The sequence below is a fragment of the Pseudomonas sp. SORT22 genome (assembly GCF_018417635.1).
Lineage (GTDB): Bacteria > Pseudomonadota > Gammaproteobacteria > Pseudomonadales > Pseudomonadaceae > Aquipseudomonas.
On sequence record NZ_CP071007.1, the window covers coordinates 3,167,110 to 3,185,525 of the forward strand.

The following is an 18,416-nucleotide window of genomic DNA, read 5'->3' on the forward strand; positions in this document are numbered from 1 at the left end:
CCAAACTGTACCTTCTTTAGCACAACAGTTCGGACTAGGGTGGCGCCATCTCACAACAATAACTGCAAGAGAGCCCTCCCCATGAGCATCGACTCCCGCCTGCCCATGTTCCGCGCCATGTCGCCTGCCGAACGCTTGAGCCACTTGCAAGCAGTGCTCGAACTGCCCGAGCAGGACCTCGCCCTGCTTCGCGACGCCGGCGCCCTGGCGCTGGAAATCGCCGACGGCATGATCGAGAACGTCCTCGGCACCTTCGAATTGCCCTACGCCGTGGCCAGCAACTTCCAGATCAACGGCCGCGACGTCATCGTGCCGCTGGTGGTCGAAGAGCCTTCGGTGGTCGCCGCCGCCTCGTTCATGGCCAAGCTGGCCCGCGAGGCCGGTGGCTTCCAGACCTCCAGTTCGCTGCCGCTGATGCGTGCCCAGGTGCAGATCGTCGAGATCGACGACCCCTACAATGCCCGCCTGAGCCTGATGCGCCGCAAGGACGAGATTATCGAGCTGGCCAACCGCAAGGACCAGTTGCTCAACAGCCTCGGTGGCGGCTGCCGCGACATCGAAGTACACACCTTCGCCCAGAGCCCGCGCGGGCCGATGCTGGTCGCCCACCTGATCGTCGACGTGCGCGACGCCATGGGCGCCAACACCGTCAACACCATGGCCGAGGCGGTGGCGCCGCTGCTGGAGGAAATCACCGGTGGCAAGGTGCGCCTGCGCATCCTTTCCAACCTCGCCGACCTGCGCCTGGCCAGGGCTCAGCTGCGCATCGCTCCCGAGCACCTGGGCACGGGCGCCTACAGCGGTGAAGAGGTCATCGAGGGCATCCTCGATGCGTACAATTTTGCCGTGGTCGATCCCTACCGGGCCGCCACCCACAACAAGGGCATCATGAACGGCATCGACCCGTTGATCGTCGCCACCGGCAACGACTGGCGCGCAGTGGAAGCCGGCGCCCATGCCTATGCCTGCCGCAACGGCCACTACGGCTCGCTGACCACCTGGGAAAAAGACCGCCAGGGCCATCTGGTCGGTACTCTGGAGATGCCGATGCCGGTCGGCCTGGTCGGCGGCGCCACCAAGACCCACCCGCTGGCGCAACTGTCGCTGCGCATCCTCGGGGTGAAAACTGCCCAGGAACTGGCCGAAATCGCCGTCGCCGTGGGCCTGGCGCAAAACCTCGGGGCGCTGCGGGCACTGTCGACCGAAGGCATTCAGCGCGGGCACATGGCCTTGCACGCACGCAACATTGCCCTGGCGGCCGGGGCCCGCGGCGATGAGCTCAACTGGCTGGTCAAGCAGATGGTCGAGGCCCGCGATGTGCGCGCCGACAAGGCGGCAGAACTGCTCAAGCACAAGCGGGCGCAGTAATGGACGCGGTACGGCTGGTCGAAGTCGGCGCCAGGGATGGCCTGCAAAATGAAAAGCTGACGCTGTCGCCGCAGATTCGCGTGCAATTGCTCCAGCGCCTGGCCGACGCCGGGTTGCAAACCCTGGAAGCCGGGGCGTTTGTCTCGCCGCGCTGGGTGCCGCAGATGGCCGGGTCCGATGAGGTGTTCAAGGCGTTGCCTGTGCGCCCGGGGGTAACCTGGACGGCGCTTGTGCCCAACCTCAAAGGGCTGCAGGCGGCAATCGCCGCGGGTTGCCAGGAGGTCGCGGTGTTCGCCGCCGCTTCCGAGGCATTCTCGCAAAAAAACCTCAACTGCTCGATCGAACAAAGCCTGCGCCAGTACCAGCAGGTCATGGTCCGCGCCCGTGACACCGGCATCCGCGTGCGCGGCTACGTGTCGTGCGTCATGGGTTGCCCGTTCACCGGTGCAGTAAAACCTGAAGCCGTGGCTGCAGTCAGCGCTGCATTGTTCGGCATGGGCTGCTACGAAATCAGTCTCGGCGACACCCTCGGCACCGGTACGCCGGCGGCGACCCGGGCGCTGCTCGCGGCCTGTCGCCAAGTGGTGCCGGTCAGCGCGCTGGCCGGGCATTTCCACGATACTTACGGTATGGCCATCGCCAATATCCATGCGGCGCTGGAAGCCGATGTACGGGTGTTCGACAGTTCGGTCGCAGGCCTGGGTGGCTGCCCGTATTCGCCCGGCGCCACTGGCAATGTCGCCAGCGAAGAGCTGGTGTACCTGCTCGACGGCCTGGGCGTGAACCATGGCGTCGATCTTGGCGCCCTGATCGATGCCGGTGAGTTCATCAGTGCCGAACTCGGCAGGCCGACCGGCTCCAGGGTCGCCCGTGCCCTGCTCGCCCAACGCCGCCTGTGTGCAATGCAATAAGCGTTATCTCTTCACCTTCATAACAATAAAAGCCCGCAAGGGCAGTGGGAGAATCCCGATGAAAGCCGAACTGTTCGAAGTCTGGGGCGACACCGTCGACGGTCGTCACCTGATCTGTTCCATCGCCATTGGCGCCAGCGTCAGCCTCGGCGCGTTTTTCACCGCCCAGCACCTGCTGAGCGGCTGGGTGGAGTCGCTGCAAATGGCCCGCGCCTACGCCATGCTGGTCGGTATTGTCGGCTGCCTGGCCGGCGGCGCCATCAGCGCAGCGCTGTTCAAGCCCAAGCGCAACGTTGTCGAGCACCTGGCAGACCCGGCATGGCGGGCGAAAATCCTTGTCGAGCTGCAAAACGAATTCGGCCCTCTCGGCAGTTTGAGCGACCTGCCTGCGGCGACGATTGCCGAACTGCGCGAGATGGATCTGTACGACCTGTTCGCCGACTACGAAAAAGGCCTGCGCTCACCCCCGGACAACCCTGACGTGACACCTGCCGTGGTGGTCCGCGCAGCCAGCGCCGCCGGAGGCCGCTCATGATTGCCCTGTTGATGGATCAGTTTCTGATCGCCCTGGGCATGGGGGTTCTTGGCGCGGTGATCTTTGCCGGTATCGGCCTGATCTCCGGCAGCGATGAAACCACCACCCTCGCGCCGCTGACGCTGTTGGTGGTACTGCTGGGTGTACCCGCCCCCGGCGTGCTGACCTTCTTTCTGGCCGGCGCCGTGGCCAAGCACATGACCCATGCGGTGCCGACCGCCTTGCTCGGCATCCCGGGCGACACCATGGCCACGCCGTTGATGCGCGAAGCGAACTTTTTGCGCAACCTCGGGGTTCCGCACATTGCCCTGCGCAAGATGATTTCCGGCGCGGTGATTGCCGCCCTGATCGCCGTGCCCATGGCGGTGTTGTTCGCGGTAATGCTGGCGCCGTTCGGCGACATGATCAAGCATGCCGCGCCGTGGGTATTCCTGTTGGCGGCGGTGGCCATCGCCTGGTTCTCCAAAGGCCGCCTGGCAGCGGTGTTGACCCTGATCCCGTTCGTCATGGTGATTATCGGCCTGCAGACCCTGACCGCGCAGCATGGGGTCAAGCTCAGCGTCAGCTACTTCCTCGGCATTGCCATCGGCCCGTTGATCGCCGCGCTGTTCTCTCTGCTGGCGCCGGCCGAGCGCGCCAGCATGCGTCGCCAGCAGCCGCGCACCTTCTCGTTGTCGCCTGACGTAAAAAGCTGGGGCGGTTTCTTTCCCAACCCACTGCGCGTGCTCGACAGCAAGCAAAGCCTGTGGACGGCCGTTACTGCGGTGGTCTCCAGCGCCACCTTCGTGTTCAGCCCGGTGGCCATGACCGTGATTCTCGGCGAGGCGGTCGGTTCGCGGGTCAAGCACGTCTACCATCGCCTGACCACAGTGATCACTGCGCGCAACGGCGTCACCGAGTCCACCTACATCGCCGAAGCGCTGATTCCGCTGATCGCTTTCGGCCTGCCGCTGAGCCCGGTCGCCGCCGGCCCGGCTGCGCCGCTGTTCAATGCACCACCGCGCTTTAGCGTCGATGCCGCCAGCGGCCAGGTCAACAACCTGCACTCGCTGCTCAGCACCTGGGAGTTTCTCGGCTACGGCATGCTGGCGGTGATCGTCGCCATCCTGATCGCCTACCCCTTCACCATGAACTACGCGCACCGGGCAGCCTCCTACGTGTCGCGCAAAATCAGCCATGAGGCGGTGATCGCGACCTTTGTCGGCCTGATCCTGGTGATCGGCATCTGGGAAGGCGGCCTGCTCGGTTTGCTGGTGATCGTCACCATTGGCCTGCTGGGCGGATTTCTCTCGCGCTTTCTGGGCTTCAACATCGGCGTGCAGTTCATGGGCTACTACACCGCCGTGCTCACCGTGCCCGCCCTGGTTGCCCTGATCGGCGCCTGACCCCCACTCCCTCCTGTAACCGCCATTTTTCGCGGCCTTTGCGCTGCGAGGGCTTGCTGCGCTCACTAGAAAGGAAATAACAATAATGAAGATCCTTGCACGCACCAAAACCGCAAACCTTGCGTCACTGTTGATCTGCTCGACAGCCTCGCTTGGCGCCTCGGCAGCCGGCCTGGTCGACGACACCACGGCGTCGCTGAACCTGCGAAACTTCTACCACAACCGCAACTTCGTAAACCCGGCCTACCCCCAGGGCAAGGCCGAGGAATGGACGCAAAGCTTCATCTTCGACCTGCGTTCGGGCTTCACCCAGGGTACGCTAGGCTTTGGCGTCGACCTGCTGGGGCTGTACTCGGTCAAGCTCGATGGCGGTCGCGGCACGGCCGGTACGCAACTGCTTCCAGTGCACGATGACGGCCGCCCGGCCGACGACTTTGGCCGCCTGGGGGTTGCGCTCAAGGCCCGCTATTCGAAGACGGAACTGAAAGTCGGTGAATGGGTTTCGCTGTTGCCGATCTTGCGCTCGGACGATGGCCGCTCGCTGCCACAGACCTTTCGCGGCGCCCAGCTGACTTCACGGGAAATCGACAACCTGACCCTTTATACCGGCCAGTTTCGCGGCAACAGCCCGCGCAACGACGCCAGCATGGAGCGCATGTTCATGACCGGCCGGCCCGACGCCACCTCGGACCGTTTCAACTTTGCCGGCGGCGAGTACCTGTTCAACGACAAGGCAACCCAGGTGGGCCTGTGGTATGCCCAGCTCGAGGACATCTACCAGCAGCAGTACTTGAACCTGATTCATAGCCAGGCTGTGGGTAGCTGGAAGCTGGGCGCCAACCTTGGCCTGTTTCTGGGCGATGAAGACGGCGCGGCCAAGGCAGGCCAGCTGGACAACAAAACCGCAACGCTGATGCTGTCTGCCAAAACCGGCGCACACACCTTCTCCCTCGGCCTGCAGCGGGTGTATGGCGAGACCGGCTGGATGCGGGTCAACGGCACCGCCGGCTACCCGCTGGCCAACGACACCTACAACTCAAGCTACGACAATGCCCGCGAGCGCTCCTGGCAGTTGCGCCACGACTATGACTTCGTTGCCCTCGGCGTGCCGGGCCTGACCCTGATGAACCGCTACCTGTCGGGTGATCATGTGCACACCAGCGCCACCAGCAACGGCAAGGAATGGGGCCGCGAGACGGAGCTGGGCTACGTGTTCCAGAGCGGCCCGCTCAAGGACCTGTCGCTGCGCTGGCGCAATTCGACCCTGCGCCGGGACTTCAGCAACTACGACATCGATGAGAACCGCTTGATCGTCAATTACTCGATCAAGTTTCTTTAATCCCTGGCGCCCTCAACAATCTGCCGCCCCTGCCGATAACCACTGTGTCAGGCCGTATACTCGGCCTGACATCTATTTTCAGGGGCAGACAGGATTCGATATGAACGAGATGGGTATGGCGTTGGCCAACAAGTATTGCCAGGGTGCCGGTCTGGAGATTGGCGCTGCCAGCCATAACGCTTTTTACTTGCCAGACTGCCTCAATCTGGGCCCCTGTGACGGTGAGTCGTTTCTGTACCCGCTGGACTTGCAAGACTTCAACCTCTACAAGAACGAACAGGCCAACTACCAGGTCCCGCCTGCCCGGATCGACGCCCTGGGCGATTTCACCGACATACCGTTCGCCGATCAAACCTTCGACTACCTGATCAGCTCGCACGTCATCGAACACGTGCCCAACCTGTTTGCCGCCTATGTCGAGGCCGCGCGGGTGATCAAGGACGATGGCGTGTTCTTTTGCATCTTCCCGAAAAGAAACGCCGACCCCAATGACCGGGTACGCGCCCTGACCACCCTGGAGTCGATGATCGATGCGTTCGAAAAACGCGTCGACATGAGCGTGATGCCTGAATACAACTGGCGCGGGCACTACCATGTGTTCTCGCTACAGAGCATGCTGCGGGCGATCAACATGATCAACTCGGTAGGCCTGGGGCACTGGCTGATCGAAACCATCGAAGAGACCGATTCGAAAGTCGGCAATGGCCACACCGTGGTGTTGCGCAAGCAACCCGGGCTGTCGGCCTTGAGCGCCAGCGACGCCAGTCAGTTCAACCAGGAGTTCAACGCACGCTTTCAGGCCCAGGACCTGAACGGTGCGCTGCACCTGGTGAAGGTCGCGCTGTCGTACGATTTCTTCAACGCCCAGAACCTGTACCTGGCCTTCGCCCTCAATTGCCAGCTGGACAATGCCCGCGAGGGCGTGGAGTTCCTGCGTCAGGCACTGATCCTTACCCCTGAGAACGAAGAGTTTCGCAAGCTGTTCGTCCAGGTCACCGGTGGGCCGTTCATCAACCCGGTGCAGTAACAGTCGCAGGGCGGCGTGATCAATCATCGCCCCCTGCACCCTGCCCCTTATTGCGTCACGCCCACCACCCGCTCAGGCGCGGCTTGTGCGTTGCCAATCGGCGCCTTGAGCAACAGGAAATACGCCAGCGCCGAACACAGCGCGACGATCGCACTGATCATGAACGCGGTGTTGAACGAGCCCGAGTACTGGATGCTGAAGCCGGTGACAATCGGCGCGACGGAGCCTGCGATGTAGCCGCCAAAGTTCTGGATCGAGCCGAACGAGGCCACCCGGCGGCTGTCGACGATGGTGTTGACGATCATCCAGGCCGTGGCACTGGCCATGTTGATGCTGAACAGCGCCAGGCACAGCAGGACGATGCACGCGGTCAAGCCGCTGACATACGACAGCGGCAAGGTGAACAGCGCGGCCAGCACCAGGCCGGTGATCACGCTGAACTTGCGACTGGCCAGGATGCTCAGGCCGCGGCGCACCAGCAGGTCGCAGAAGCGCCCGGCGACGATGGTGCCGACAGCGCCGAAACCATAGGCCAGCGACACCACCCAGGCGGTTTTGTACAGGTTCAGGCCATGCTCGCGCTCAAAATAACCGGGCAGCCAGGTCAGGTGCAGCCAGAGCATGTAGATCACCCCCATGAAACCGAGGATCGCGCCCCAGGTACTGCGGTGCCTGAACAGGTCGAGCCAGCCGGCAAAGTACGAAGCCTTGGGCTCTGCCGTTGCCTGTGGCGCCTGGTACTCACCTGGCAACGGCTTGCCTTGCGCGGCTAGTTCGGCCAGGTACTGCGCCTTGCTCTTGAAGAAGCTCAGCCAGCACAGGGCCAGGACGATGCCAAGCACGCCGGTGATGATGAACATGCCGCGCCAGCCGAAGTTGACCATGAACAGCGTCAGCAACGGCGGCGCCAGGCACGGGCCCAGGCAGGTCGAGGACCAGACGATGCCGGTAGGCGTGCCGCGCTCGTTGGCATCGAACCACTCCGACAGCGCCTTGGCTGCCGAGGGGAACATCGGCGCCTCGCCAATCCCCAGCAGCACGCGCAAGCCCATGAAGCCGGCAAAACTGTTGACCATGCCGAACGCCGATTGCGCCACCGACCAGGCCAGCAACGAGGCGCCAAGGGCGATCTTGCTGCCCAGGCGGTCGATGATCAGGCCCATGGGCAACTGGGCGAAGGCATAGGCGATGGAAAACGCCGAGAGCAGGATGCCCATCTGCGACGGGCTGATCATCATGTCCTTCTGGATCGAGGTGTTGGCGATCGACAGCGCGCTACGGTCCAGGTAGTTGACGATGCCGATCAACAGCAGGAAGACAACGGTGATGCGTTGGTACTTCTTCAGTGCGTTCATCTGATGGCCTTTATTATTATTGTTGCAGCGGTTTTATCGCCGGGGCGATCCTTCAGGCGGTCACACACTCATCCCTGGAACGTCTTTCAATCAGCGCTGGCGGGCGCTCACAGCGGCATCAAGCAGGCCGCGCCGGGCAAGGCTGTCGATCAGCGCGCGCACGCCGAAATCCCACTGCGGCGCCAGGTCGCTGGTGGTCACCCGGTTGCACAGGCTGCCCAGCTGCCCGTTGCTGATGGTCACCACATCGCCGGGTTTGTGGGTAAAGCCGTTGCCCGGCTGGTCGCGGTCCTGTTTGGGCGCGAACAGGGTGCCGAGAAACAGCACCAGGCCGTCGGGGTACTGGTGGTTTTCGTTCAGGGTCTGCTGCACCAGGTCGAGCGGGTCGCGGCTGATCTGGCGCATCGAGCTGCGGCCCTGGAGCACAAAGCCGTCCAGGCCTTCGACCCGCAAGTCGACCTCGGCGCTGCGCACATCCTCAAGGCTGAAGGTCTCGTCGAACAGCCGCAGCAGCGGCCCCAGTGCGGTCGAGGCGTTGTTGTCCTTGGCCTTGGACAGCAGCAAGGCGCTGCGCCCTTCGAAGTCGCGCAGGTTGACGTCGTTGCCGAGGGTGGCGCCCTGCACCGTGCCGTTGCTCGACACCGCCAGCACCACTTCCGGCTCGGGGTTGTTCCAGCTCGACTTCGGGTGAATGCCGATATCGGCGCCATGGCCGACCGCCGACAACGGCTGGGCCTTGGTGAAGACCTCGGCGTCCGGGCCGATGCCCACTTCCAGGTACTGCGACCACAGCCCCTGCTCTACCAGGACCTTGCGCAAGGCTTCAGCCTGCGCCGAGCCCGGAACGATCTGCGACAGATCGGCGCCGATGCGGCTGGCTAGCGTCGCCCTGATCGCGTCGGCCTTGGCCGGGTCGCCCTTGGCCTGCTCCTCGACCACCCGCTCCAGCAGGCTGGCGGCGAAGGTCACGCCGGCGGCCTTGACCGCCTGCAGGTCGATCGGCGCCAGCAGCCAGGGCAAGGCCGGATCGCGATGATTCGGGTCGCTGTTGGCCAGCAGCGCCGGCAACTCGATCAGCGCCTCGCCCAACGGCAGCGACCGCAGGTAGGCCACCGGCTCAGCTACTTCGAGCAAGGCCGAGACGGTCGCCACATGGGCGCTGATATCGTGCACGGCGCCGGCTTTGACCAGCACCACGGCCGGGCCCTGCTGCGCCAGCCAGACGCGGCCGATCCAGGTACCGGTGTTGAATAGCGCAGCGTCTTTGCTCAGGTGTAGCGGTGTTTGGGTGTTCACGTGCTCTGTCATGTCAGCGCTCTTGTTGTCGGTTAATGCGAAAGTGTCGGGCACTGCAGTTGCCCGGCGAGCTGGTTGAGGTTATCGATCAGCTGTGGCGACAGGCTCAAGCCTTCGCTCAAGGCCTGCTTGCGCCGTTTCAAGCCCGCTTGCCCAGGCAGGCGCACCGGCCGCTCGGGGTCGCGCGGGCGGCTGGCGAGCAGCAGCTGGCCGAGAAACGAGGTTTCAGCGGTGAAGGCGTCAAGCCCGCCAAAAAAGCGCGGATCGATCACCACGGCGGTTGCCGAGGCGCCCCACTGATCCGGCGCGTCCTTGCGCCCATAGCCCGCCAGCCCCGAGGTCAGTGCCTCGACCAGCAGCGCCAGGGCAAAGCCCTTGTGGCCGAAAGCCTGGCCGCCCAAGGGCAGGATGCTGCCGCTGGGGGTGGTGAAAAAATCTTCCGGGTTGTCGCTCAGACGCCCGTCGTTGCCCAGCAACACCGGGTGCGGCAGTCGCTGCCCGCTGTCGCGGCACTGGCCGACCAGGCCGAGGGTCACGGTCGACATGCTCACATCGAGCAGGATCGGCTCGCCACGGGTCGGAATGCCGGCGGCAATCGGGTTGGGCGTGTACACAGGTTCAATACCGCCGTGGGCGCAAACCAGCGCCACCGACGGGTCGCTGGAATACAGCATGGCCACCAGGCCACGCTCGGTGAACGGCTGCAGGTAGGCCGCCAGGCAACCGATGTGCGCCGCCCGGCGCACCACGGCAATGCCGATGCCTTGTGCCGTTGCGCCCTGGGCCGCGCAGTCGAGGGCGCGGCTGACGCAGTACGGGCCGAGCAGATAATGACCGTCGAACAGGCTGGAAATACCGCTGTGCGCAAGCTGTTCGAGCAGCCCTGCCCGGGCCTTGACCTGCCCTGCCTGGATGCCGCCGATATAGCGGCTGACCAGGTTCAGGCCATGGGTGCGATGGCCCAGCAGTTCGCCTTCAAGCAGTACCCGGGTGACCACCCGGGCGACCTCGGCATCGGCACCGGCGGCTTCAAACAATTGCTCGACGAAGGCTGTGAGGCTTTGCACATCAACGCGGCGGGCGTCGCTCATCGCTGTTGCTCCGTGATCAGTTCAGGGCCGCGTTGCTCGGCTTGCCATCGACCAGGCGCTGGATACCCAGCGGATTGGCATCGCGCAGCGCTTCGGGGAGCAAGGCATCGGGCACGTTCTGGTAGCACACCGGGCGCAGAAAGCGATCGATCGCCAGGGTGCCGACCGAGGTGCCGCGGGCATCGGAGGTCGCTGGGTACGGGCCGCCATGGACCATCGCATCGCAGACCTCGACGCCGGTCGGGTAGCCATTGAGCAGCACCCGCCCGACCTTGACTTCGAGCACCTCGAACAGTTGGCCAAAGGCGGCCAGGTCGTCGCTGTCGGCCAGCAAGGTGGCGGTCAGCTGGCCATGCAGGGCGTTGACCGCGCGCAACAGCTGGGCCTGATCATTGACCTCGACCACCACCGTGCACGGGCCGAAGACTTCTTCCTGCAACAGCTCGTCCTGCTCCAGCAGCAGGCTGACATCGGCCTTGAACAGCTGCGGCTGCGCCTGCTTGCCGGATTGCGCCAGGCCGCTGAGTTTTTCTACCCCCGGGTGGGCCAGCAGCGCCTGGATACCCTTGCCGTAGCTTGCCAGGGTGCCGGCATTGAGCATGGTCTGCGGCGCCTGTTCGGCCATATGGCCGCGCAGCTGCTCGATAAAGGCACTGAAGGCCGGCGAGCGGATGCCCAGCACCAGGCCCGGGTTGGTGCAGAACTGGCCACAACCCTGCACCACCGAGGCGCTCATGTCCTTGGCCAGCTGCGCACTGCGACTGGCCAGGGCCTGGGGCAAAACCAGCACCGGGTTGATGCTCGACATCTCGGCGAATACCGGGATCGGCTGCGCCCGCGCGGCGGCCATGTCGCACAGGGCGCGGCCGCCCTTGAGCGAGCCGGTAAAGCCCACGGCCTGGATGCCCGGGTGCTTGACCAGCGCCTCGCCGACACCGCCACCAAAGATCATGTTGAACACACCCGCCGGCATGCCCGTGCGCTCGGCAGCGCGCAGCAGCGCCTCGGCAACCCGCTCGGCCGTGGCCATGTGGCCGCTGTGGGCCTTGAACACCACCGGGCAACCGGCAGCCAGGGCGGCGGCGGTATCACCGCCGGCGGTGGAGAACGCCAGGGGGAAGTTGCTGGCACCGAACACCGCCACCGGGCCGACACCAATACGGTACTGGCGCAGGTCCGGGCGCGGCAATGGCGTGCGCGCTGGCAAGGCGCGGTCGATGCGCGCGCCATAAAAATCGCCCCGGCGCAGCACCTGGGCAAACAGGCGCATCTGGCCGCTGGTACGTGCGCGCTCACCGACAATGCGCGCACTGGGCAGCGCGGTTTCCTGGCAGGTCACGGCGATAAAGTCCTCGCCCAGGCCGTCGAGCTCGTCGGCGATGGCCTCGAGAAACTGCGCCCGGCGCTCGGCCGAGAGTTTGCGATAGGCCGGGAACGCGGCGCTGGCCGCATCCACGGCATTGTCGACTTCGTCCAGGCTGGCCTGGTGAAAGGCGCCCGGCAGGCGCTCGCCGGTGTGGGCATCGACGCTGTAGACCAGGGTGTCGCCCAGGGCACTGCGCTGGCCGCCAATGAAGTTGTATCCGCTAAAGCTCATGTGCATGTCGCCTCGTCAAGAAGGTTGCAGGGCTGTCAATCAGGTCACGGCACCGATCTGCCAGGGCACGAATTCGTTCTGCCCGTAGCCGTGCTGTTCACTCTTGCTGCGCTCACCGGAGGCGATGCGCAGCATCTGCTCGAAGATGTAGGCGCCGCGTTCTTCGATGCTGGTGCTGCCGTCGGCGATGCCGCCGCAGTTCACATCCATGTCTTCAAGCTGGTGCTCGAACACCCGGTTGTTGGTGGCCAGCTTGATCGACGGCGCCGGCGCGCAGCCGTAGGCCGAACCGCGGCCGGTGGTAAAGGCAATCAGGTTGGCGCCGCCGGCGACCTGGCCGGTGGCCGAAACCGGGTCGTAGCCCGGGGTGTCCATGAACACCAGGCCTTTGGCGCGCACCGCTTCGGCGTACTGGTAGACGTCCACCAGGTTGCTGGAGCCGGCCTTGGCCACTGCACCGAGGGATTTCTCCAGAATCGTGGTCAGGCCACCGGCCTTGTTGCCGGCCGAGGGGTTGTTGTTCAGCGCGGCGTTCATGCGCTGGCAGTAGTCTTCCCACCAATGGATGCGGGCGATGAGTTTCTCGCCCACTTCACGGCTGACCGCGCGGCGCGTGAGCAAGTGCTCGGCGCCGTAGATCTCCGGGGTTTCCGAAAGGATTGCGGTGCCGCCGGCTGCCACCAGGCGGTCAACGGCATTGCCCAGGGCCGGGTTGGCGGTGATCCCCGAGTAGCCGTCGGAGCCGCCGCATTGCAGGCCGACTACCAGATGGCGGGCGCTGACCGGCTCACGCTTGACCCGGTTGGCCTCGGCCAGCAGCGCCTCGACCTGCGCGATGCCGGCAGCGATGGTCTTCGAGGTACCGCCAATGCCCTGGATGGTAAAGGCGCGCAGCTGATCACCGGTTTGCAGCTGCTGGGTTTGCAGCAGGCTTTCGATCTGGTTGGTCTCGCAGCCCAGGCCGATGATCAGCACGGCGGCAAAGTTGGGGTGGATAGCGTAGCCGCCCAGGGTCCGGCGCAGCAGGCCCAGGGCTTCGCCGCTGGGGTCTACCGCGCAACCGGCGCCGTGGGTCAAAGCGACCACGCCGTCGATGTTCGGGTAGGCGGCCAGCGCCTCGGGGTGGATGTCGCGGCGAAAGTGGTCGGCCACGGCGCGGGCGACGGTGGCCGAGCAGTTCACCGAAGTCAGAATGCCAATGTAGTTGCGGGTCGCGACCCGGCCGTCGGCACGCACGATGCCCTGGAACTGCGCCTCGCTGGCAGGCGTTGGCCTGGCATCGACGCCGAAGGCATAGTCGCGGGCAAAATCGCCCATCTCGACGTTGTGCACGTGCACATGCTCGCCGGCCTCGATCACTTGCGAGGCAAAACCGATGATCTGCCCGTAGCGGCGCAGCGGCTGGCCTTGCTCCACGCGCTCGGTGGCGACTTTATGCCCGGACGGGACCGCCTGGCGCACGGTGATGGCTTCGGCGTCCAGGTGCTGGCCTTCAACCAGGGGCTGGCGGGCAATCAGTACATTGTCCAGGGGGTTCAAGCGGATAACGGCAGGGTCGCCGCTGCGGGTGCTGGCAATCAGTTGCATGGGACCTCTCAGGGCGGATGCGGCCGGCTTCTTGTTATGGCGCCGCCCGTGCTGTGCCGGGCGAATCTGCGATAACTCTAAGGAGCCGGGCGCAACATTCCCAATGAGATGATCCGATCAAGCGATAACCCAGGGTTATCGCAAGCTGTCAGTCAGCCGCTTTTATCAATCGCCAGCACTGCCCTGCTCTGCCCGTCGCTGGCGGGCGAACTCCAGCAACAGCTCGACAAACGCCTGCGCCGAGGCGCTCAAGGGTTCGTCCTTGCGGGTGATCACCCCGTACTCCAGCGGCGCCAGTTGCAACGGCGACTGCAGCTCGCAGAACTGGCCGCTGCTCAACTGCGCAGCGACCATCGAGCGCGGCAACATGGCGATCATCGGCCCGGACTCGAGCAAATGCAGGAACATCGGCATCGAGATGGTATCGACGCTGTCAGCCGGGGTGGCGATGCCGACCGCCCTGAAGGCCTGCTCCAGGCGCTCGCGCAGCGGTGTGCCGACCGGGTACAGCACCCACGGCCAGTCGCCCAGTGCCTGCAGCGAGGCACTGCCCGGCTGGTTGAGCGGGTGATCCTTGTTGACCACCAGGCTGAAGGGTTCCGGCTCCAGGGCCTGGAAGTCGAACAGCTGGCTGAAGCGCTCCTCGGTGAAGCGGCCGATCATCAGGTCGAGCTTGTTCTGCTCAAGCATGGCCAGCAGATGGTCGCTGGATTGCTCGACCACTTCGATCGACAGCAGCGGGCTGCGCGCCTTGATCGCGGCAATCGCCTGGGGCAGCACCAGGGGCGTTGCGGCAAAAATCCCGCCGACGCGAATAAAGCCATGGCCGCCCTTGCGCAGGCGGTTGACCTGGTCGACGAACTGCTGCGACTCGGCCAGCGCCCCTTGCGCATAACGCACCACGTACTCACCGAGTTCGGTGGGCGGCATGCTGCGCGGCAGGCGCTCGAACAGGGCAAAGCCGAACTGCTCTTCAAGGTCGCGCAGCATCTTGCTCAAGGCCGGCTGGCTGAGGTTCATGCGCGTGGCGGTGGCGTGCATGTTGCGCGTGCGCGCCAGGGTGTCGATCAGCACCAGGTGCTTGAAGCGGATCCAGTTGCAGAAACTGGCGTGGGTAATGTCTGAAGCCATCAACGAACTGCCTCTTGCCGATGAATACGCAGGGCTACTGCGCCCGCAGGTAGTGCAACAGGGTTTCCAGGGCCACCGAGCGCGGCCGCGAACGCAAGGTCAGCAACCCCAGGTTGACCATCGAGATCGGCAGTTCCACCGGCAGAATGGCAACCATGGCGTAACGGGCATAATGCTCGGCGACGTCGTTGGGCACCACTGCAATCATGTCCGAGGCCTCAAGCATCGCCGTGGTGGCGAGGATCGAGGCGGTCTCGACGATGTCCAGCGACTGCACCATGCCGGCTGCCTGCAGAGCGTTCTCGACCCGCCGGCGCATGGGGCTGCCGATCGGGTGGAGGATCCAGGTCAGCTCGGCCAGGTCGGCCAGCGCAAGGCGTGCGGCGCTGGCCAGCGGATGCCCGGCACGGGCGACCACGCGCATCTGCTCGTCGCTGTCGAACAGTTCGATGTTCAGCTCGTGACTGTCGCTCTGATCCGGCAGGCGCCCGACCACCAGGTCGAAATCGCCGCGCAGCAGCGACGGCAGCAAGGTGTCGCTGGTACCGACCTCCAGCGAAATACGCACCTTGGGGTGCTCGCGCTTGTAGGCCAGCACCGCCTGGGTCAGCAGCCCCGGCACCGGGCCCATGACACTACCGACCCGCACCAGGCCGCAGGCGCCGCGGGCCAGTTCAGCGATCTGCGCCTGGGCGTGCTCGAATTCGTGCAGGGCGCCCTGGGCGTAGCGGATCATCACCTCGCCATACAGGGTCGGCTGCATGCCCCGGGGCAAACGCTCGAACAGGCGCACGCCGAGGCGCTCTTCCAGTTGCTGCAGCAACAGGCTGGCCGCGGGTTGCGTGGTGTGCATCGCCGCCGCGGCGCGGCGCAAATTGCCGAACTCGCCCAGGGCGTTGAGCAAGGTGATCTGCCGGCTGGAGATCTTCAGCGCCCCCAGGCTGGCAGGGGTCGGTAGCGCGACGTCGGGTTTAGGAGGCATATCAAATCCGGTATCCCTACTTAGGAATTGGCGATTATGCCTGTATCGCTCGACAACCTACAGTCAGGCCTCCCTGTGCCACCCCAGAACAAGAGCCCGCCATGAGCATACGTATTACCCACTTGAGTGTTCGCGACATCCGCTTCCCTACTTCGCTGTCGCTGGACGGCTCCGACGCGATGAACAGCGCCCCGGACTATTCGGCTTCCTATGTCGTGCTGCACACCGATGCCGACAGCCTCGAAGGTCATGGCCTGACCTTCACTATCGGGCGCGGCAACGAGATCTGCGCCGCCGCCGTGCAATCGCTGGCGCCGCTGATTGTCGGCCTGACCCTTGAAGACATCACCGCCGACATGGGCGGCTTCTGGCACCGCTTTACCGCAGGCGACAGCCAGCTGCGCTGGCTCGGCCCGGAAAAAGGCGTGATCCACCTGGCCACCGCCGCCATCGTCAATGCGGTCTGGGACCTGTGGGCCAAGCACGAAGGCAAGCCGGTGTGGAAACTGCTCGCCGACATGAGCCCCGAGCAGCTGGTGGGCTGCCTGGACTTCAGCTACGTCACCGACGTGCTCACCCCCGAAGAAGCCATCGCCCTGCTGCGCCGTCAGGTGCCAGGCAAGGCCGAGCGCGAGGCGCAGATGCTGCGCGAAGGCTACCCCGGCTACACCACCGCGCCCGGCTGGCTCGGCTACAGCGAAGAGAAAATGCGCCAGCTGACCCGCGAGGCTATCGCTGACGGCTGGACCCACATCAAGCAGAAAATCGGCGCCAACCTTGAAGACGACATGCGCCGCGCCAGCATCCTGCGCGACGAAATGGGCTGGGAGCGCACGCTGATGATGGACGCCAACCAGGTCTGGAGTGTCGATGAGTCGGTGGCCAACATGCGCCGCCTGGCAGTTTTCGAGCCGCTGTGGATCGAAGAGCCAACCAGCCCCGACGATATTCTCGGCCACGCCGCAATCCGCCAGCGCATTGCGCCGATCGGCGTCGCCACCGGCGAACACTGCCATAACCGGGTGATGTTCAAGCAGATGTTCCAGGCCGGCGCGCTGGATTTCTGCCAGCTCGATGCCGCACGCCTGGGTGGCCTCAACGAGGTGCTGATCGTGCTGCTGATGGCGGCCAAGTACGATGTGCCGGTGTGCCCCCATGGCGGCGGCGTCGGCCTGTGCGAATATGTGCAGAACATCGCCCTGTTCGACTACATCGCCGTCTCGGCCTCGTTGCACAACCGCGTGCTGGAGTACGTCGACCACCTGCACGAACACTTCATCGACCCGGTGGTGATCCGCCGCGGTCGCTACATGCCGCCGCAACGCCCTGGCTACAGCATCGAAATGCACGCGCAAACCCTGGAGCGCTACCAGTATCCCGATGGCGCCGTGTGGCTGGACATCAACCGTGACTGACCTGAGCCTGCGCGCCGCAACACGTGCGGCGCGCAGTACGCACATTTGAACGGGGAAAAAACAATGACAATCCTCACTAACGCGACAGCGGCCGCCGCGCCTGCCGTCGCCGACGACCAGCGCCTGAACCGTCTGCTGCTGCGCAAGCTGATGCCGCTGCTGATCGTGGTCTATGTGATGAGTTTTCTGGACCGCACCAACATTGCCCTGGCCAAGGCCAGCATGGGCATCGACCTGGGCCTTTCGGCCGCAGCCTATGGCCTGGGTGCCGGGCTGTTCTTCCTGACCTACGCGCTGGCCGAAGTGCCGAGCAACCTGATCATGCACCGGGTCGGCGCGCGTTTCTGGATCACCCGCATCATGATCACCTGGGGCCTGCTGTCGGCGGGCATGGCCTTCGTCCAGGGCGAAACCTCGTTCTACATCATGCGCCTGCTGCTGGGCGTGGCCGAGGCCGGGTTGTTCCCCGGGGTGATGCTCTACCTGACCTACTGGTTCGACCGCGAGCAACGGGCGCGGGCTACCGGCTATTTTCTGCTCGGGGTGTGCCTGGCGAATATTCTCAGCGGTCCGCTGGGCGGCGCCTTGCTCGAACTCGATGGCCTGCTGGGCTGGCACGGCTGGCAGTGGTTGTTCGTCATCGAAGGCCTGCCGGCGGTAGCTCTGGCCTATGTGGTGTGGAAGAAACTGCCGGACGGCCCGGCCTCCGCGCCCTGGCTGTCGGCGGCCGATGCCCGCGACATCGAGCAGCGCCTGAACGCCGAAAAAGCCTCGGCGCCGCAACAGAGCCGGCTCAGCCAGATGTTCGCCGACAAACAGATCTGGCTGGCGATCGCGGTGTACTTCGTGCACCAGATCACCATCTATACAGTGATCTTCTTCCTGCCGGGCATCATTGGCACCTACGCCGCCCTGACCCCGTTGCAGATCGGCCTGCTGACCTCGGTGCCGTGGATTGCCGCCGCCATCGGCGCCGCCACCCTGCCGCGCCTGGCCACTTCGCCGGGGCGCTGCCGCACCCTGCTGTTCTTCGGTTTGCTGACCATGGCCGCCGGCTTGCTGCTGGCGTCGTTGTCGAACTCGTTCATCGGCCTGATCGGTTTCTCGCTGACCGCGCTGATGCTGTTCGTGGTGCAGTCGATCATCTTCGTCTTCCCCTCCAGCCGCCTCAGCGGCAATGCCCTGGCGGCGGGCCTGGCCTTCGTCACCACCTGCGGGTTGCTCGGCGGTTTTGTCGGGCCATCGGTGATGGGCCTGATCGAACAGACCACCGGCAATACCCGCAACGGCCTGTGGCTGATCGCCGCGCTGCTGGTGCTGGCGGCGCTGATCAGCACGCGCTTGCGCCAGGGTCAGGAGCCCTAGCACAGCCCGAGGTGACTCCGTCCATCGCAAAC

At 64.8% G+C, this 18,416-nt stretch carries 15 protein-coding genes; 8 read left to right on the forward strand and 7 right to left on the reverse strand.

Annotated elements, in window-relative coordinates; genetic code table 11:
• Positions 1 to 81 precede the first annotated feature (81 nt).
• From JYG36_RS14575 to JYG36_RS14600, 6 genes are all read left to right on the forward strand, one after another.
• A complete protein-coding gene (locus tag JYG36_RS14575) occupies positions 82 to 1,368 on the forward strand; it encodes a hydroxymethylglutaryl-CoA reductase, degradative (RefSeq protein WP_093383086.1) in 1,287 nt (428 codons plus the stop codon).
• The gene (locus tag JYG36_RS14580; RefSeq protein ID WP_213601315.1) at positions 1,368 to 2,279 is read left to right on the forward strand and encodes a hydroxymethylglutaryl-CoA lyase; all 912 of its coding nucleotides are present in this window, start codon (positions 1,368 to 1,370) and stop codon (positions 2,277 to 2,279) included. The genes JYG36_RS14575 and JYG36_RS14580 overlap by 1 nt, the downstream gene beginning before the upstream one ends.
• Before the next feature lie 58 nt (positions 2,280 to 2,337).
• Positions 2,338 to 2,814, forward strand: coding sequence for a hypothetical protein (locus JYG36_RS14585; protein WP_093383092.1), 477 nt, complete (start codon positions 2,338 to 2,340; stop codon positions 2,812 to 2,814).
• On the forward strand, positions 2,811 to 4,199 hold the full coding sequence (locus tag JYG36_RS14590) for a tripartite tricarboxylate transporter permease (RefSeq protein ID WP_045198912.1): 1,389 nt from the start codon (positions 2,811 to 2,813) through the stop codon (positions 4,197 to 4,199). Before JYG36_RS14585 ends, JYG36_RS14590 begins: the two co-directional genes overlap by 4 nt.
• A gap of 85 nt (positions 4,200 to 4,284) precedes the next feature.
• A complete protein-coding gene (locus tag JYG36_RS14595; RefSeq protein WP_213601317.1) occupies positions 4,285 to 5,538 on the forward strand; it encodes an OprD family porin in 1,254 nt (417 codons plus the stop codon).
• 100 nt (positions 5,539 to 5,638) lie between these two features.
• The gene (locus JYG36_RS14600) at positions 5,639 to 6,565 is read left to right on the forward strand and encodes a class I SAM-dependent methyltransferase (RefSeq protein ID WP_230090851.1); all 927 of its coding nucleotides are present in this window, start codon (positions 5,639 to 5,641) and stop codon (positions 6,563 to 6,565) included.
• A gap of 47 nt (positions 6,566 to 6,612) precedes the next feature.
• Here the strand turns inward: JYG36_RS14600 and JYG36_RS14605 are convergent, their stop codons facing one another.
• From JYG36_RS14605 to JYG36_RS14635, 7 genes are all read right to left on the reverse strand, one after another.
• The gene (locus JYG36_RS14605) at positions 6,613 to 7,920 is read right to left on the reverse strand and encodes an MFS transporter (protein ID WP_093383098.1); all 1,308 of its coding nucleotides are present in this window, start codon (positions 7,918 to 7,920) and stop codon (positions 6,613 to 6,615) included.
• Between the two features lie 90 nt (positions 7,921 to 8,010).
• On the reverse strand, positions 8,011 to 9,228 hold the full coding sequence (locus JYG36_RS14610) for a fumarylacetoacetate hydrolase family protein (RefSeq protein WP_093383100.1): 1,218 nt from the start codon (positions 9,226 to 9,228) through the stop codon (positions 8,011 to 8,013).
• Between the two features lie 20 nt (positions 9,229 to 9,248).
• A complete protein-coding gene (locus JYG36_RS14615) occupies positions 9,249 to 10,307 on the reverse strand; it encodes an Ldh family oxidoreductase (RefSeq protein WP_213601319.1) in 1,059 nt (352 codons plus the stop codon).
• A 16-nt stretch (positions 10,308 to 10,323) separates the two neighbouring features.
• Positions 10,324 to 11,904 (reverse strand): aldehyde dehydrogenase (NADP(+)), encoded by a 1,581-nt coding sequence (locus tag JYG36_RS14620; protein WP_371128649.1) that lies wholly within the window; start codon positions 11,902 to 11,904, stop codon positions 10,324 to 10,326.
• Between the two features lie 39 nt (positions 11,905 to 11,943).
• The gene (locus JYG36_RS14625; protein WP_213601321.1) at positions 11,944 to 13,491 is read right to left on the reverse strand and encodes a UxaA family hydrolase; all 1,548 of its coding nucleotides are present in this window, start codon (positions 13,489 to 13,491) and stop codon (positions 11,944 to 11,946) included.
• Between the two features lie 165 nt (positions 13,492 to 13,656).
• Entirely contained in the window at positions 13,657 to 14,622 is a 966-nt protein-coding gene (locus JYG36_RS14630) for a LysR family transcriptional regulator (protein WP_213601323.1), read from the reverse strand.
• Positions 14,623 to 14,656: 34 nt separating this feature from the next.
• Positions 14,657 to 15,604, reverse strand: a complete 948-nt coding sequence (locus JYG36_RS14635; RefSeq protein WP_213601325.1) for a LysR substrate-binding domain-containing protein — start codon at positions 15,602 to 15,604, stop codon at positions 14,657 to 14,659.
• A gap of 101 nt (positions 15,605 to 15,705) precedes the next feature.
• Between JYG36_RS14635 and JYG36_RS14640 the strand changes: the two genes are divergently transcribed.
• On the forward strand, positions 15,706 to 17,019 hold the full coding sequence (locus JYG36_RS14640) for an L-fuconate dehydratase (RefSeq protein WP_045198901.1): 1,314 nt from the start codon (positions 15,706 to 15,708) through the stop codon (positions 17,017 to 17,019).
• Positions 17,020 to 17,082: 63 nt separating this feature from the next.
• Positions 17,083 to 18,384, forward strand: a complete 1,302-nt coding sequence (locus tag JYG36_RS14645; RefSeq protein ID WP_093383117.1) for an MFS transporter — start codon at positions 17,083 to 17,085, stop codon at positions 18,382 to 18,384.
• Positions 18,385 to 18,416: the final 32 nt, after the last annotated feature.

Excerpts from the sequence above, each read along its gene's own strand:
- JYG36_RS14575 (WP_093383086.1), top strand. The coding sequence starts at position 82 with ATGAGCATCGACTCCCGCCTGCCCATGTTCCGCGCCATGTCGCCTGCC.
- JYG36_RS14580 (WP_213601315.1), top strand. The coding sequence starts at position 1,368 with ATGGACGCGGTACGGCTGGTCGAAGTCGGCGCCAGGGATGGCCTGCAA.
- JYG36_RS14585 (WP_093383092.1), top strand. The coding sequence starts at position 2,338 with ATGAAAGCCGAACTGTTCGAAGTCTGGGGCGACACCGTCGACGGTCGT.
- JYG36_RS14590 (WP_045198912.1), top strand. The coding sequence starts at position 2,811 with ATGATTGCCCTGTTGATGGATCAGTTTCTGATCGCCCTGGGCATGGGG.
- JYG36_RS14595 (WP_213601317.1), top strand. The coding sequence starts at position 4,285 with ATGAAGATCCTTGCACGCACCAAAACCGCAAACCTTGCGTCACTGTTG.
- JYG36_RS14600 (WP_230090851.1), top strand. The coding sequence starts at position 5,639 with ATGAACGAGATGGGTATGGCGTTGGCCAACAAGTATTGCCAGGGTGCC.
- JYG36_RS14605 (WP_093383098.1), bottom strand. The coding sequence starts at position 7,920 with ATGAACGCACTGAAGAAGTACCAACGCATCACCGTTGTCTTCCTGCTG.
- JYG36_RS14610 (WP_093383100.1), bottom strand. The coding sequence starts at position 9,228 with ATGACAGAGCACGTGAACACCCAAACACCGCTACACCTGAGCAAAGAC.
- JYG36_RS14615 (WP_213601319.1), bottom strand. The coding sequence starts at position 10,307 with ATGAGCGACGCCCGCCGCGTTGATGTGCAAAGCCTCACAGCCTTCGTC.
- JYG36_RS14620 (WP_371128649.1), bottom strand. The coding sequence starts at position 11,904 with ATGAGCTTTAGCGGATACAACTTCATTGGCGGCCAGCGCAGTGCCCTG.
- JYG36_RS14625 (WP_213601321.1), bottom strand. The coding sequence starts at position 13,491 with ATGCAACTGATTGCCAGCACCCGCAGCGGCGACCCTGCCGTTATCCGC.
- JYG36_RS14630 (WP_213601323.1), bottom strand. The coding sequence starts at position 14,622 with ATGGCTTCAGACATTACCCACGCCAGTTTCTGCAACTGGATCCGCTTC.
- JYG36_RS14635 (WP_213601325.1), bottom strand. The coding sequence starts at position 15,604 with ATGCCTCCTAAACCCGACGTCGCGCTACCGACCCCTGCCAGCCTGGGG.
- JYG36_RS14640 (WP_045198901.1), top strand. The coding sequence starts at position 15,706 with ATGAGCATACGTATTACCCACTTGAGTGTTCGCGACATCCGCTTCCCT.
- JYG36_RS14645 (WP_093383117.1), top strand. The coding sequence starts at position 17,083 with ATGACAATCCTCACTAACGCGACAGCGGCCGCCGCGCCTGCCGTCGCC.